Raw genomic sequence first — 15,109 nt, forward strand, 5'->3', positions numbered from 1 at the left:
GCACCCGTTAGAGCCAATTTCTCTTATAGACAGTTTTTTTTATTTGTGTAGGCTATAGAAAATATTTTTCAAATATGAGGTGTGTTATGGCTGCTGCGGAGCCTCGTCTGCGTATCATCTTCGTCCATACGGTTGCGGGGTTGGTCGAGAAATTCAAAAGTCTCACCGAGAACGAATTTCCCGGTATCGAGTTTCTGCATGTCGTCAACGAAAGCCTGCTCCATGACCTCCTGAAATCGGGGCCGTCTCCTGCCAATACACGCCGCATCGTGCAGCAGGCGGTGCTGGCGGCGGAAGCTGATGCGCGTCTTGTCGTCTTCACCTGTTCTTCGACATCACCGGCGATCGATATCGCACGCACGATGGTTGATGTTCCTATTGTCAAAGTCGACGACCCAATGGCGCAGAAGGCCGCGTCTATCGGTGGGCGGATCGCAATTGTCTGCACGACACAAAGCACAATCGCGCCAAGTCGGGCACTTGTGGAGGCGCACGCCCGTTCGCTCGACCAGCCGGTCGAGGTGGAGGTTCGGCTGGTCGAAGGCGCGTTCGACGCGCTTCGCGCTGGCCGCCGTGACGAGCATGATGGCCTGGTGACTGCGGCGGCAGGCGAGTTGGCCGCGCGTGCCGACGTCCTTGTCCTTGCGCAGGCCTCGCTTGCACATCTTCAGGCGTCGTTATCGGAGGGGCTGGCTATTCCTGTCCTCTCCAGCCCACCCCTTCTTCTTGAGGAGTTACAACGCCGGATAGGGGAGATGCGCCAGTGAACGACGTCAATTTCGTGCACGAGGCCAGTGCGCTTTCGGACTGGCTCTACGGAGCCGCCATGCCGCTCTGGCTGGCGCACGGTATTGACTGGGAGCGTCGGGCGTTTCACGAATCGCTCGACCCTGAAAGCCTTGTCTGCGGGGTTGATTTTCGCCGACTCTATGTTACGGCGCGGCAGATTTACGTCTTCGCGCAGGGGGAGAAGGCCGGTGTGGCACGCGCTTCCAGGGCCGTTACGCTCGGCCTCGATTTTTTGGAGAACCGCGCCCGCCAAGCCGATGGCGGTTACGCGTGGCGCTTTGCCATCGATAACGCGGTGACCAACCCGGCCCGCGATCTCTACGATCTGGCATTCGTTCTTTTCGGCTTCGCCAATGCGAACCGGCCTGAGCGCTGTCATGCCGCCGCGCTGCAGTTGATGGACTTCATCGATCGCGTTCTGAAAGATCCATCTGGAGGGTGGCAGGAAGCCGATCCGCCGCGGCTTCCCCGTCGGCAGAACCCGCATATGCATCTTCTTGAGGCGGCACTTGCAGCCTATGAAGCATTTGGCGATTCAGTCTTCCTGGAAGTGGCCGATGCGGTTGTCGGATTGGCGATCGCGCATTTTATCGACGAAGACAAAGGTCTGTGTGAATATTTCGATAGCCGGCTGACGCCAATGACGGACGGAGCAGGCCATTACGTCACGGAACCGGGGCATCATTACGAATGGGCCTGGCTGCTGGCCCGGTACGGAAAATTGCGGAAGGTGACGGCGGAAGCCGCTAGGCGCCTACAGAGTGCCGCAACCAGCCTCATTCGCCTTGCCGACCGGAACGGACTTTCCAGCGCGGCAAATGCCGCCATCGATGAAGTGATGAGCGATGGCACGATCGTCAGTGGGAAAGCCAAACTCTGGCCACAAACCGAGCGCCTGAAGGCGAGGCTCGCGTGGCCTGGATCGGCCAGCGCACCGCTATCCTCGGCCGTCGAGGGGCTTCGGGCCTATATCGACGGCATGTCACCCGGCTGCTGGCGGGAGCAAAGAGATGAAGACGGAAACTTCATTCCGCAGCCCATGCAGGCAAGTTCCCTGTATCATCTGACATGCGCCATTCTGGAAGCCAAGGCGCACGCTTGATCCCGCCGTTATGGCGCCTTCGGCGTTTGTCCACGCGCGGCAGCCTCCGCGACGGCGATGATCAGCGCCTGCGACAGGCAAACCTGCGCGACGATCGAGCGAAAGCCGAGAAAGTCGACGTCTCTGACTTCCAGAACGGCGGAAGCCCCCCTGGCTATCGGGCTGAGGGGGCCGTCCGTGATCGCCACGACTGGCGTGCCGACGGCAATGGCGTGATCGACGGTTTCCACTGTTTCAGGCGAGTAGGGATGCATACTGATGGCTATGAGCACATCGGCCGGTTTCATAATCTTCACATCGTCGGCCAAGGTGCCGCCGGCGCCGGATAGCAGGCGGGCGTTTCGGCCGCTTCGCGTAAAGGCATAGGAGAGATAAATGGCAAGAGCATGGGAACGGCGCTGGCCGATCACATGAAGATGCTCCGTTCCATTTATCAAATCCACGGCTTTGCGGAAGGCTTCGTAATCCAGGCTTTCGGCCAGATGCCCCAGCGAACTGCGATTGATGTCGATGAATTGGGTTGGAATGTCCTGCTGCGCGCGGGACGTCTCGCTGCCGACTTTCCGCATAAGGCGGATGCGTTCGCCGTAGCTTGGTGCCTGTCGCGCAAGTGCGCCCTGAAATACCTTCTGGAATTCGGAGAAGCCAGAAAAGCCGAAGGCCTGCGACAGGCGTACGAATACTGATGGCTGGACATTCGCCCGTTTTGCGAGCTCCGTGATGGTTTCCAGCGCCACCTCGTTGGGGTGTTCAAGCGTATATCGAGCCGCTAGTTGCAGGCGATTGCTCAACTGATCGTAACGGTCAAGGATTTCCTTGTGGAGCTCCTCCATCTGGATTTCTTTCGGCATGTGCGTCACCTCCGGAGAATATGAAAAAAGATTTTCAAAAATGTTGCAATAGAATTTTCTTTCTGAAATTATGATGTCGGTTCTGGATCCTGTGGGAGGGGTCGCAGTCGCAATCGGTTCTGAAGGCGTGGCGCAGGCATGGACTACATATTCCAATTTGGGGCAATTCTGGACAGTCTGCCGCGCCTATTGGCGGGTGCGAAACTAACCGTGATGCTCACTGTTGCAACGATGCTTGGCGGTGTCGTCATCGGTATTCTCGGTGCCATAGGCCGAATGTTCGGGCCGCCTCCGATCCGCGCGGCTTTGACGGTGTATGTCGAGACCATTCGAAACACGCCATTCCTTATTCAGCTTTTCCTGATCTATTTCGGACTGCCATCCCTCGGCATCGTCCTGTCTCCGACCTGGGCCGCCCTGATCGGGATGACGGTCAATTGCGGGGCCTATGCCATCGAGATCATTCGCTCCGGTATCGTTTCCATACCGCCAGGTCATTTGGAAGCAGGCCGGGCGCTGGCGTTCCGCACCCGCGACATTATCCGTCACATCGTGCTTTTTCCAGCCATGCGTGTGGCCTTGCCGGCGTTGGGAAGTCAGTTTGTTCTCGTGATGCTCGGCTCCAGCGTCGTCTCGACCATCGCAACGGAGGAACTGACCGCGGTAGGCCATCTGCTAGAAACGGAAACTTTCCGTCCCTTCGAAGTCTACATCGTCGTCACGATCCTCTATGTCGCCATCGCTTTCGCGATGAAAGCGATGTTCGCGGGGATCGGACATTTTTACTTCAACCGGCGAGGTGGTCTGTGATGCGGGAATTCAGCACCGTTGAAATGATCTACATTCTGTCGGCAGCACGCTGGACGATCACACTGTCGCTCATCGCGTTTATCGGCGGCGGTATCCTTGGGCTCTTCGTCGCTTTGGCGCGTGTTTCGCCCTCGCGGGCGGTTCGCGTGATCACCGCGGGCTACATCCAGGTATTCCAGTGCATCCCGCTGCTCATGCTGCTGTTCCTGATCTTTTTCGGCCTTGCCATGACCGGTTACAGCCGCAATCAGTATTTTGCCGTGTCGGTTGCGCTCTCGCTCTATGCTGGCGCCTATCTCGGAGAGATTTGGCGCGGTGCGATCCAAGCGGTTCCGCGTGGTCAGTGGGAAGGTTCTCTCGCGCTCGGCTTCAGCTACTTCGAACAGTTCCGCTATGTGATCTTTCCCCAATCGGTACGGATTGCAATCCCGCCGACCGTCGGCTTTCTCGTGCAGATCATCAAGAACACGTCGCTGGCTTCCATTATCGGCTTCACGGAGCTGACCCAGGCGGCGCAGTTCGTAAACAATCTCACCTACGCGCCTTTCAAGGTCTATCCCTTTGCCGGCGCCATCTATTTCTCAATGTGCTTTCCGCTGTACCTGCTCAGCCGCTATCTGGAGCGTCGTCTCGATGTCCATAGTCCAAATTCAATCCATCACTAAACGCTTCGGAGCCGTCACTGTCCTTGAAGACGTCTCTCTCAAGGTAGACGATGGCGAGGTTGTCGCCATTATCGGTCGAAGCGGGTCCGGCAAGAGCACGATGCTCCGCTGTATCAACGGTCTGGAGCCTATCCAGGGCGGTGTCATTCAGGCGGCCGGACACACGGTGACGCAGGCGCCCGCGGCCTTGCGCGCCCTGCGGCAGGACGTCGGCATGATCTTTCAAAGCTTCAATCTTTTCCCGCATCTGACCGCGCTGGAGAATGTCGCCCTGCCGCAAGTCGTCGTAAAGCGCAGCAGCAAGGAGGAGGCGCGGGCGGTTGCCGCCAAGCTGCTGGAGCGCGTCGGGCTGACCCATCGCGTGAACGCCTATCCCGCCGCGTTGTCGGGCGGGCAGCAACAGCGCGTGGCTATTGCTCGAGCACTTGCGCTCAACCCGAAAATATTGCTCTGCGATGAGATTACCTCGGCTCTCGATCCGGAAATGGTCGGGGAGGTTCTCGATGTCGTGCGGGATCTCGCAGTGAAGGGCATGACGATGCTGCTCGTCACGCATGAAATGCGTTTCGCCCGCGACGCGGCAACCCGCATCGTCTTCATGCATGCCGGAAAGGTCCATGAGGAGGGACCGCCGGATGTCATTTTCAGTCGACCGGTGACGCCTGAGCTTCGCCAGTTCATCAAAACGATCGGCATGGACTGAAATCAGCCGATCGGCAGACCATAAATCCAGAGGAGGATCGCATGCGTATTTTCAAACTCGCTTCGGCCGCACTTATATTCCTGGGCCTGAGCAATGCCGGTGTGTTTGCCCAGTCGGTGGACGACATCAAGACACGGGGCACCGTCCGGATTGCCATCGATACCAACAACCCGCCTTGGGGCATGATGGATGCATCCATGCAGCCCGATGGCAATGACGTATCCGTGGCAAAACTGCTTGCCAAGCACATGGGCGTCGAGCTGGAAATCGTGCCAGTCACCTCACAGAACCGCATTCCCTATGTTCTTTCGGGGCAGGCCGACCTGGTGATTTCCTCGCTAACGATCACACCGGAGCGCGCGCAGCAGATCTGGTTCTCGGTCCCCTATGCCATGCAGGAAAGCGTCGTCATGGCGCGCAAGGATGCAAAGATCGAAAGCTTTGAAGATCTCGCCGGCAAGAAGGTGTCAATCGTTCGTGGTGCTATTCAGGAGCCTCTGCTCGTCGCAAAGGTACCGACAGTTGAAATGATGCGCTACGATTCCGATGCCAGCACGATCCAGGCCGTGACTAGCGGCCAGGTCGACGCCGGGGCCGTCGGCTTCCTGACACCGGCTGCGGTCAACAAGACTCAAGGCGCCGATAACTATGAGAAGAAGCTAAGCCTCGGCCAGCAGCATTTCGGTATCGGCATGAAGCGCGGCAATATCGATCTGCTTCAATGGGTCAACACATTCATCTATTATGTGCGCCAGAATGGCGAGCTGGCAACCTCCTTCGAGCACTATGCGGAGCAGCCCTTGCCGGAATTGCCCTCCTTCTAACATCATTCCGGCGCTCCGAAGCCTTCGGGGCGCCAATCTGTCATATTTGGAGAGACATATGGCGTCGGTAGCGTGTTTGGGGATGGCTGTATGGGATCGTATCTTCAGTGTTCCTGCTCTTCCTAAAGGGCCGATCAAACTCTATGCAAGTCGGTTTGTGGAGACTGGCGGTGGGCCTGCGGCGACCGCGAGTGTCGCAATCGCGCGGCTCGGCGGTTCTCCCCGTCTCATCGGGCGCGTGGGAAATGATACCGTCGGACAACTGGTCATCGATGAACTGGTCCACGAAGGCGTCAACGTCTCGGGTCTCGTCCGGCTGGAGGGCGCCCGTTCCGCCTGGTCAAGCGTGTCGGTGGATACGCAGGGCGAACGCCTGATCCTGAATTTTCCGGGAGAGGGCCTTAATGTGGAGCCTGCCTGGATAAACGAGACGCTACTTCGCGGATGTGGCGCGCTGCTGATCGATATGGGATGGCGGCGTGGAGCGATGGCGGCAATCCGGATCGCTCGATCCCTGAACATTCCCGTAGTGCTGGATGCGGATTTCAGTCCGGATCCCGAAACGCGGGAATTGATCGCCAATGCCGATCACGTCCTGTTTTCTCAGGCATCTCTGCGACAGATGACCAAAACTGATGATATGCCGCTGGCCCTGCGGCAGGCGGTATCGCTTGCCGCGAATGCCCAGGTCATTGGCGTCACCGTGGGCGGGGAAGGATGCCTGCTTTTGGAAAACGATACATTGACAGCCGTGCAGGGCTTGAAGGTCGACGTAGTGGACACGCTCGGCGCCGGCGATGTCTTCCACGGCGCGTATGCGCTGGCTATCGCCGAGAATGCCTCGGTTGCAGCAGCGGCTCGCTTTGCCAACGCCGCCGCCGCTTTGAAATGCACCCGCCATGGTGGTCGCGCGGGTTCTCCTGTACGTCACGAGGTGGAGGCTGCTTTAGGAAGGTAAGACAAAACCTGACGCGGACAGGAGTGTTTATCGATGATATTTATCGGTGCCAGCGATGTTCGTAGACGCGTGCACAAAAGGCCGCCGGGTCAATGAGCGCCCAATCCTGTGCACTTGGGTGCGCATGAGCAGTCTGCGGTTCATATCCCTTCAAGAGCCCAAAATTGCCAGCCTTTCCCGCTCCTCCGCTGTGAAGGTCTCGAGGAGGTAAGCGCCCTCGTCCAGTCCCTCGACGCTCTCGCTGAGAAAAAGCGCCTGGTAAAGTCTGAAAGAATGTCGCAGCTCCCGGCCTCCGGAGTCAAAGACCAAAGCGCTCCATCAGGAAATCGGGACGCACGTCATAGCTGTCGGCGATGGAAGCGAGGCCGGAGTCCGCCGTATCCGCAAGGATGCCAGTTCGGACAAGGCAGGACGACAGGCCGGCGCCGGCAGCGCCGGCAATGTCGTGCTCCAGACTGTCGCCGATGCAGACGATGCGCTCCGCCGGAACAGCCTTCAGCAGCGCCCTCGCTTGCCGGTAGACCGCCGGATACGGCTTGCCGAACCAGCGGACGGGACCGCCGAGTTCCTCGTAGGCAAGCGCGATGCTGCCTGCGCCTGGCGCAATACCTCCGCTCTTCGCTAGCTTGTGACGATCAGGATTGGTGCAATAGCAGGGCACCCCGCGCCGTGCGGCCGGTTCGAGAAGCGTGCGGTAGTCCGCAAGCAGTATGCGCTCGGCTTCGCTGCCGGAAATGATCACGACATCGGCCAGCGCCGCATCCTCGACGCTCTCGAAACCCAGGCGGTCGGCTAGATTGCGGTCACCGCCGCTGGAAATGGTCAGGCAACGCGTGCGGCCGGAGCGGTTGGCGGTTTCCACGGCGAGAATATCGTGGGCCACGTCACCGGAGGTCAGGAAGCGGTCGAAGCCGGCACGATCGAAGCCGAGCTTGATCAGTCGCTCCGCATTGTAGTCGCCGCTGCGGCCGGAATTTGAAAGGATGACGATCGCCTTTCCCAGCGCCTTCAGATGGAGCAGCGCTTCGTTAGCACCGGGATAGGCAAGGTCGTCATCCCTGAGCACGCCGAACTGGTCGACGAGAAAACCATCGTAGCGCTCTACCAGCGCAGCGAGGGTCGTGTATGGCGCGATGCTCATGGCCAGCGGGCCTTTCCGGCAAGAACCAGCGAGGCGGTGCCGACGGCGGCCTCTGCCGAGCGCGACGGGAGGAAGGGAACGCCGAGCGCTTTTTCACGCATCCGTGTCCAGGCCGGGTTGGCGGCGCCGCCACCCACCGTGCGGACGGATCGAACCGGGGGGCCGCCCAGATCGGCAAGGCGGTCATAGCCCGATTTTTCGATTGCCGTCATGCCTTCGAGAAGCGCCTGGAAGAACACGAGATCGTCCGTTGGGCGCGGTTCCAGCAGAGGCGAATATGCGGGGTCGTTTGTCGGGAATCGCTCGCCGGGCTTGAGGAGCGGATAATAGAAAAGGCCTGTCGGCTCATCCGGCCGAAGCAGCGGCGTCATTGCCTTCAAACGCGCGCCATCGAAGAAATGGCGGATAACGGCACCACCCGAGTTGGAGGCCCCGCCGGCAAGCCAGAAATCGAGGATGCGGTGCGAATAGATGCCATAGTCGGCCGCGTCGATCGGCCGGGCCGAAGCAACCTTGACGACGAGTGTCGAGCCGAGCGCCGTGACGCCGTCGCCAACGGCCGAGGCTCCCGTCGCCAGGAAGGAAGCGCAGCCGTCGGTCGTGCCGGCATGGTAGCGGCAGCCGAACGGCAGACCGAGCGCCCGCCCTGCGGCGCCGGTAACCGACAACGGTGCCCCGGCGCGCCGGACAGCGGGCAGAAGGGCAATGTCCATGCCGCAGGCCTCCAGCCAGTCCGGCCAGGTCTCCGCGGTCAGGTCGTAACCGGTCTTCAATGCGTTGTTCTCATCACTCGCCCGCTCCGCAAGGCCGAGCTGCATGAGGATCCAGTCGGCCTGATGCAGGACGGCCTTCACGCCGGGCTGGCGTGAGATATGGATGGCGCGCGCCAGCGCAGATGTCGATCCGCGTGCCGGATTGTCCGGCGGTGCGCGCTGCGCGATGCGCTCGACGACAGCGCTGTCGGGACAGGGGTCGTTGTACATCAGGACATCGCCGACCGGCGCACCTGCCGCATCGACTGCAAGCACCGTGCCGGACGTGCCGTCGACCGCGATGCCCTCGACCGAGTCGAAGGAAAGATGTGAGGACAATTCGGCAAGGCATGCCTCGACCCCCCGCCGCCAGACGGCCGGCGAGCGCGCGGCCGCCGCATCCGGAAAGGGAAAGGCGGCCATGCCGAGCGGCGAGCCATCCGTGGCGAGCGCCGCGGCCCGCACTCCCGATGTGCCGAGATCGATGCCGAGGGCGATGGCGCTCCGTGCCGCGACGCTCATGCCTGGCGGCTCGCCTTGCGGTCGAGCGCCTGTCGATATTGCTCTGCCTCCCAATGGGTCAGCTCGTGCTCCTGCGCCGGATCGAGATAGGCGACTGCAGCGCCCTCCGGAACACGGGAAACCACTTCGGCGAGGCAGCGCGCCATGACGCGGCCGCCCTCGGTGAGCTCATTGGCCAGGAGTACGCCCTTCCCCGGCGCCAGCAGCATCTTGGGAACCTGGAGGTTCCGTGACCGGCGGTCCGCCGTATAGGCTCCCGCCGTCTGGCCTTCGGCCAGCACGCCGATTTCCGTGCCGAGAAAAATGACATGGTCGGGATAGAGCGAGCCGCGGGTCGCGATGGCGACGCTTATCGGGCTGAGCGCGGTCTTGTGGCTGCCGGCATCCTTCGCGGGGTGGAAATCGCTCCCGCCCGCCAGCATCTGCAATTCCATCGGATCGGCCGCCGTAGCCGGACGCTCCTCCACCGTCAGCGCCGCCGTCACCCGGGCAATGCGTTCGCGCACCTCATCTACCGTCTCACCCGTGACGATGACGCCGTGGTTGAACAGAACCAGCACATCCGGGCGGCTTGCGGCGACACGGTCGATCTCGCGGGCAAGCGGCGTGCCGGGACGACGGTAGGGAATGGCCGCCCAGGTCAGATCCGGCAGGCGCGCCATTCGTTCTGCAATCACCGCTTCACGGTTCTCCAGCACGGAAAGGGCGATAGCGTTCACACAATGATAGTGCGCGACGACGGCCTGCGGCAGGGCGGCATGAAAACTCGTCTCGATCGACGGACGAAGCCCCGAGGCATTCAGATCTGCGAAGACGAAGTCGGTGGCTTTTTCTGCGCGCGGATCGCCCGCCTTCAGCGCCTCCACAAGTGGAGCGACCTCCACCGGCACCATGATGTCACGCTCGCCGGCATGCGCAAGCCACATACCTGACGCCTTCACCCACATCACGCCATCGCGCTTGAAGGAGGTGTTGCCACCGGCTCCCTGCGTTTTCAGGATGTCGCTGCCGACAGCCTTGGAAAGCGCAAGAAATGCCTCGAAGGCGGCGTTGTCGCCCGACGGAATACCTGAAGCCATGCCGGCCTCCTCCTCTCACCAGCTCGCGCCTGCCCACGGGTTTCCCCATGTGAGCAAACTTTTTCTCAATCGTATTTATTTGATCGAAAATCGTCAACTATGAAGATTCTACGTCAAACATCTTGCTATTCTCCAATCTCTGTGACTATCTTTACTCATCGACGAGGGAGACGTCGGGAGGATCCGTCTTGAACGATACCGAGCGCCACAAGGCCATCATCGATCTGCTGCGCGAGACGCCTTTTGCGTCCGTACGCGATCTGCAGGAGCGCCTTGGCGCCTCCCCCGCCACCATTCGCCGCGACATCGACAAGTTGCATGAACTCGGCCGCGCCCGGAAAGTCTACGGTGGCATTTCCGCCGGAGAGGCCGGTGGCAGCGCCAGGCTCTCGGCCCGCCCCTACGACGAGAACCGCGACATTGCCGTCGAGGCCAAGCGGGCGATTGCAGCGAAAGCCGCCGAACTGGTGCGCGATGGTGACGCCATCATCGTGCATGCCGGCTCGACCTGCTACCAACTCGGCACGCTGCTGGCACGGCGCAATGTGCGGCTGTGGACCAATTCCATGCCGCTTGCCGCCCATCTGAGCGAGCACGGCACCTGCCAGCTGTCGCTCGCCGGCGGCGAACTCTACCGCGAGCCCGGTATCATTCACGATCCGGCGGCCGGCGCGCCGGGCTTCTTCGCTTCGCGCTTCTTTCTGGGCACCCAAGGCATCAGCAGCAAGGGGCTGCTCGAATCCCATCCGCTGCTCGTCAAGGTCATCGGCGAGCTCGCGGCCTGCGCCGACGAGATCGTGCTTCTGGCCGACAGCCGGAAATTCTCCATCCAGCCGCGCAACATCGCCTTGCCGCTCTCGCGTATCGGCACCATCATCACGGATGACGGCCTGACCGATGCCTCCGCCAAGATGCTGGAAGAGGCAGGCGTCACCATCACGATCGCGACCGTGGGAGGGGAAAATTGAGCCCGTCCCCCATCGCCGTGTTCGATCTCGGCAAGACCAATTCGAAACTCTTCGTGCTCTCGGCTGACGGCAAGGTTATCGATGAATCGCGCACCCGCCCCATCTGGAAGCGGTTAGGCGATCTGAGTGTTCTCGACGACGCGGCGCTCTTCGCATGGATGGAGGGTGAGCTCGCCCGCGTGGTATCCAACCATGGCGTCGACCGGATCACCTTCTCGGGCCATGGGTGCACCTTCGCGCTTGTCGCCGGCGACGCCCTTGTTCATCCCGTGCTCGATTACGAGCAGGAACCTCCGTCGGACATTGCCGGCCGCATCGATGCGCTCGTGCCGGATTTCGGCGAAACCTTTTCGCCGCCCTTGCCGCTCGGCTTCAACTATGGCCGCCACCTTCTCTGGCTGAACGAGCGCGATCCCGCGCTCTTCGGGAAGGCCGATACCATTCTGGCCTATCCGCAGTTCTGGAGCTGGAAGTTTTCAGGCTGCACGGTGTCCGAGGTTTCCTATCTCGGCTGCCATTCCCATCTGTGGGCGCCGCTTGCCGATGATTTCAGCAGCCTTGTCGATAGGATGGGCTGGCGCGGCAAGATGCCCGCGTTTGCGCGGGCCGGAAGCCTGATCGGCACGCACCGCGTATCGCTCGACGACGGGCGCAGCGTGGAAATCGCCGTCCATAATGGCGTGCACGACAGCAATGCGGCACTCTATTTCTATCGCTCGCTGGGTTTTTCCGATTTCACGCTGGTCTCGACCGGAACCTGGGTGATCGTCTTCAACCCTGCAAGCCCGCTCGAGCGGCTCGATCCCGCGCGCGACATGCTGGCCAATGTCACGGTCGATCACCAGCCGGTCGCCACCATCCGCTTCATGGGAGGCCGGGAATATGATGTCGCGAGCGGCGGCTGGGCCAGACCGGTTTCGGTGGAGGCCGTGGCCGCGGTGATTGCCAAGGGCGCCTTCGCGCTGCCCTCCTTTGCCGCGGGCGGCCCCATGCAGGGTCATGCCGGACGTTTCAGCGGCCCTGTTGTCGACGGAGAGGAGCGTGCCGCCGCCGCCCTGCTCTATGTCGCGCTGATGACCGATCTGTCGCTCGACCTCATCGGTTCGCAAAATACCATAGTCATCGATGGCGGCCTGGTAAAAACCGGCCTTTATGCCGCCATCCTCGCCGTCTTGAGGCCGGGCCAGACGGTTCATACCAGCGCCAATCCGGAAGGAAGCGCCTTCGGCGCTGCTGCCCTCGTCTTCGACGCTTCGGGCAGCAATCCCTTCGTCAACGACTGCGCGGTGGCCGCGCCCGCTGCCATCGCCGGTATCGAGGCTTACAGGCAGGACTGGCGTCGGCAGGTCGAGGTGATGACGCGGGGCGAGATCAGGGAGAAGCGTGCATGACCGGACAGGCCACGACTCCCCTTCTTGAAATGCGCGACATCAGCAAGACCTTTGGTGCATCCAGGGCATTGTCGCATGTCAGCCTCACGGTGCATTCCGGCGAAGTCCATGCCCTGATGGGCGAGAACGGCGCCGGCAAGTCGACGCTGATGAAGATCCTGTCCGGCGCTTACACCGCCGATCCCGGCGGCTCCGTGCTGATCGATGGCGAGCCGGTCACGCTCGGCGATCCCTTGAAGGCCAAGGCCCATGGCATTGCCGTCATTTATCAGGAGCTTTCGCTCGCGCCGAACCTCACGGTGGCGCAGAACATGTTCCTGGGCAACAAGCCGTCGCGTTTCGGCCTTGCCGATCACGCCGAGATGCGCCGACGGGCCGAGCCGATCCTCAAGCAGCTTGGCATCGGCTTCGATGCTACTCGCCGGGTTGCCGAACTCTCGCTCGGCGAGCGGCAGATGGTGGAGATCGCGCGCGCATTAACCACCAATGCGCGCATCATCGTCATGGACGAGCCGACGACATCGCTCACCACGCGCGAGACCGATCGGCTGTTCGACGTCATCGCCCGCCTGAAGGCCGACGGCATCGCCGTCATCTATATCAGCCACCGCATGGAGGAGATCTACCAGCTCTCCGACCGTGTCAGCGTGCTGCGCGACGGTGCCTATATCGGCACGCTGGAGCGCGACGGCCTCTCGGCCGGCAAGCTGGTCTCGATGATGGTCGGCCGCGACCTTTCGTCCTTCTACAAAAAGGAGCACCGGCAGGTGGAAGGCGTGCGCACCGCCGTTCTCTCCGTCACCAATGTCGGTGACGGCCAGCGCGTGCATGATTGCACTTTCGATGTGCGGGCGGGCGAAGTGCTGGGCATTGCCGGCCTTGTCGGCTCGGGCCGCACTGAACTCGCCCGTCTCGTCTACGGTGCCGACCGCCGCACCTCGGGTGAGATCAGGCTGAACGGCGAGACGCTGGCGATTGCCTCGCCGAGGGATGCGCTCGATGCCGGCATCGCCTACTTGACCGAGGACCGCAAGGCACTCGGCCTCTTCCTCGACATGTCGATCAGCGACAACATCAATATCGGCGTCATCGTTGAGGATGCCAAGGCGGGCGGCGCTCTGAACTTCGCCAAAGCGAGAGAGCGGGCCATCGGCGCCGTCAAGGCGCTATCGATCCGCACGGCCGGCACGCAGATCAATGTCGGCGCGCTCTCGGGTGGCAACCAGCAGAAGGCGCTGCTGGCCCGCCTGCTGGAAACCAGGCCGAAGGCGATCATTCTCGACGAGCCGACGCGCGGTGTCGATGTCGGCGCGAAATCCGAAATCTACCGCATCATCGACGACCTTGCCCAGAGCGGCATCGCCGTCGTCGTGATCTCCAGCGATCTGCCGGAAATTCTCGGCATTGCCGACCGCGTTCTGGTCATGCGCGAGGGGCGCATCGCCGGCGAGGTGAGCCAGCCGATCGAACAGGAAGCCATCATGGCGCTGGCAACAGGCACTGCCGGCGCGGCGGCGTGACGAAACAGAGAAACGGGACGAAACCATGGCTGCAAGCGAAACCGAACAGGCCCGAATGGACAAGCTGAAGCTGCGCTCGACGCTGACTGCGCTCGGCATGCTGCCCGTGCTCGTGCTGCTCGCAATCGGCTTCCATCTGCTTTCCGGCCGCTTTCTGTCGGTCAACAACCTGTCGATCGTCATGCAGCAAGCCTCGATCAATACGGTGCTGGCTGCGGGCATGACCTTTGTCATCCTGACGGGAGGCATCGACCTGTCGGTCGGCTCAATTCTCGCCGCCTCGGCCATGATCGCCGTCATCGTCTCGCTGGTGCCGGATCTCGGCATGCTCGGCGTTCCTGCCGCCATCCTTGCCGGCCTTGCCTGCGGCTTTCTCAACGGCGCGATCATCGCCTGGCTCAAACTTCCGCCCTTCATCGTCACGCTCGGCTCGCTCACTGCCATCCGCGGCGTTGCCCGCCTGCTCGGCAACGACACGACCGTCTTCAATGCGGATCTGCCGTTCGATTTCATCGGCAACGGTACGCTGTTCGGCATACCGTGGCTCGCCATCATCGCGATCGCGACGATCATCGTCTCCTGGTTCATCCTCAAGCGCACGGTGCTCGGCACCTGGATTTATGCCGTCGGAGGCAATTCCGAGGCCGCGCGTCTCACCGGCATCAAGGTGCCGCTGGTGCTGCTCTTCGTATATTCGATATCGGGCCTGCTTTCCGGTCTCGGCGGCGCCATGTCGGCCGCCCGCCTCTATGCCGCAAATGGCCTGCAGCTTGGGCAGGCCTATGAGCTCGATGCCATCGCGGCCGTCATTCTCGGCGGCACCTCGTTCGTCGGCGGCGTCGGCTCCATCTGGGGCACGCTGATCGGCGCGCTCATCATCGCCGTGCTCTCCAACGGCCTCATTCTCGTGGGGGTCTCGGACATCTGGCAATACATCATCAAGGGCCTCGTCATCATCGTCGCCGTTGGCCTCGATCGGTACAGGCTGAAAGGACTTAGCCGGACATAAAGTCCGGTTGAACGAACCGGTCGTT

At 61.6% G+C, this 15,109-nt stretch carries 15 protein-coding genes; 11 read left to right on the forward strand and 4 right to left on the reverse strand.

What is annotated here, in order from left to right; genetic code table 11:
* Positions 1–86: 86 nt before the first annotated feature.
* On the forward strand, positions 87–767 hold the full coding sequence (locus DSD28_RS01735) for an aspartate/glutamate racemase family protein (protein WP_119254625.1): 681 nt from the start codon (positions 87–89) through the stop codon (positions 765–767).
* Positions 764–1,891, forward strand: a complete 1,128-nt coding sequence (locus DSD28_RS01740) for an AGE family epimerase/isomerase (RefSeq protein WP_119254626.1) — start codon at positions 764–766, stop codon at positions 1,889–1,891. Before DSD28_RS01735 ends, DSD28_RS01740 begins: the two co-directional genes overlap by 4 nt.
* Before the next feature lie 8 nt (positions 1,892–1,899).
* On the opposite strand, the gene DSD28_RS01745 is transcribed toward DSD28_RS01740, so the two are convergent.
* Positions 1,900–2,742 (reverse strand): MurR/RpiR family transcriptional regulator, encoded by an 843-nt coding sequence (locus DSD28_RS01745; protein WP_119254627.1) that lies wholly within the window; start codon positions 2,740–2,742, stop codon positions 1,900–1,902.
* A gap of 138 nt (positions 2,743–2,880) precedes the next feature.
* Here DSD28_RS01745 and DSD28_RS01750 point away from each other — a divergent pair, with 138 nt between their 5' ends.
* From DSD28_RS01750 to DSD28_RS01770, 5 genes are read left to right on the forward strand one after another with little or no spacing between them, the layout of a single operon-like run.
* Positions 2,881–3,552 carry an amino acid ABC transporter permease gene (locus DSD28_RS01750; RefSeq protein WP_119254628.1) on the forward strand — a complete coding sequence of 224 codons (672 nt, stop codon included), beginning with the start codon at positions 2,881–2,883 and terminating at the stop codon, positions 3,550–3,552.
* A complete protein-coding gene (locus DSD28_RS01755) occupies positions 3,549–4,217 on the forward strand; it encodes an amino acid ABC transporter permease (RefSeq protein ID WP_162911182.1) in 669 nt (222 codons plus the stop codon). Before DSD28_RS01750 ends, DSD28_RS01755 begins: the two co-directional genes overlap by 4 nt.
* Complete coding sequence (locus tag DSD28_RS01760) at positions 4,186–4,920, forward strand: amino acid ABC transporter ATP-binding protein (RefSeq protein ID WP_119254957.1); 735 nt, start codon at positions 4,186–4,188, stop codon at positions 4,918–4,920. Before DSD28_RS01755 ends, DSD28_RS01760 begins: the two co-directional genes overlap by 32 nt.
* 41 nt (positions 4,921–4,961) lie before the next feature.
* Complete coding sequence (locus DSD28_RS01765) at positions 4,962–5,744, forward strand: transporter substrate-binding domain-containing protein (RefSeq protein ID WP_119254630.1); 783 nt, start codon at positions 4,962–4,964, stop codon at positions 5,742–5,744.
* Positions 5,745–5,802: 58 nt separating this feature from the next.
* Positions 5,803–6,702 (forward strand): PfkB family carbohydrate kinase, encoded by a 900-nt coding sequence (locus DSD28_RS01770; RefSeq protein WP_162911183.1) that lies wholly within the window; start codon positions 5,803–5,805, stop codon positions 6,700–6,702.
* Between the two features lie 298 nt (positions 6,703–7,000).
* On the opposite strand, the gene DSD28_RS01775 is transcribed toward DSD28_RS01770, so the two are convergent.
* Genes DSD28_RS01775 through DSD28_RS01785 form a run of 3 tightly spaced genes read right to left on the reverse strand, consistent with a single transcriptional unit; the run spans position 7,001 to position 10,196 of the window.
* A complete protein-coding gene (locus DSD28_RS01775) occupies positions 7,001–7,843 on the reverse strand; it encodes a TIGR01459 family HAD-type hydrolase (protein ID WP_119254632.1) in 843 nt (280 codons plus the stop codon).
* A complete protein-coding gene (locus DSD28_RS01780) occupies positions 7,840–9,117 on the reverse strand; it encodes an FGGY-family carbohydrate kinase (RefSeq protein WP_119254633.1) in 1,278 nt (425 codons plus the stop codon). The genes DSD28_RS01775 and DSD28_RS01780 overlap by 4 nt, the downstream gene beginning before the upstream one ends.
* The gene (locus DSD28_RS01785) at positions 9,114–10,196 is read right to left on the reverse strand and encodes a class II aldolase/adducin family protein (protein WP_119254634.1); all 1,083 of its coding nucleotides are present in this window, start codon (positions 10,194–10,196) and stop codon (positions 9,114–9,116) included. Before DSD28_RS01785 ends, DSD28_RS01780 begins: the two co-directional genes overlap by 4 nt.
* 188 nt (positions 10,197–10,384) lie before the next feature.
* Between DSD28_RS01785 and DSD28_RS01790 the strand changes: the two genes are divergently transcribed.
* The 4 genes from DSD28_RS01790 to DSD28_RS01805 are packed head-to-tail and all read left to right on the forward strand — an operon-like array spanning position 10,385 to position 15,084.
* Positions 10,385–11,164: a DeoR/GlpR family DNA-binding transcription regulator gene (locus DSD28_RS01790; protein ID WP_119254635.1), complete on the forward strand. Its 780-nt coding sequence runs from the start codon at positions 10,385–10,387 to the stop codon at positions 11,162–11,164.
* A complete protein-coding gene (locus DSD28_RS01795; RefSeq protein ID WP_119254636.1) occupies positions 11,161–12,555 on the forward strand; it encodes an FGGY-family carbohydrate kinase in 1,395 nt (464 codons plus the stop codon). Before DSD28_RS01790 ends, DSD28_RS01795 begins: the two co-directional genes overlap by 4 nt.
* Entirely contained in the window at positions 12,552–14,075 is a 1,524-nt protein-coding gene (locus DSD28_RS01800) for a sugar ABC transporter ATP-binding protein (RefSeq protein ID WP_119254637.1), read from the forward strand. Before DSD28_RS01795 ends, DSD28_RS01800 begins: the two co-directional genes overlap by 4 nt.
* A gap of 25 nt (positions 14,076–14,100) precedes the next feature.
* Entirely contained in the window at positions 14,101–15,084 is a 984-nt protein-coding gene (locus DSD28_RS01805; RefSeq protein ID WP_119254638.1) for an ABC transporter permease subunit, read from the forward strand.
* The last annotated feature ends 25 nt before the right edge of the window (positions 15,085–15,109 follow it).

The sequence above is a fragment of the Shinella zoogloeoides genome (assembly GCF_003574625.1).
Classification (GTDB): Bacteria; Pseudomonadota; Alphaproteobacteria; order Rhizobiales; family Rhizobiaceae; genus Shinella; species Shinella zoogloeoides_A.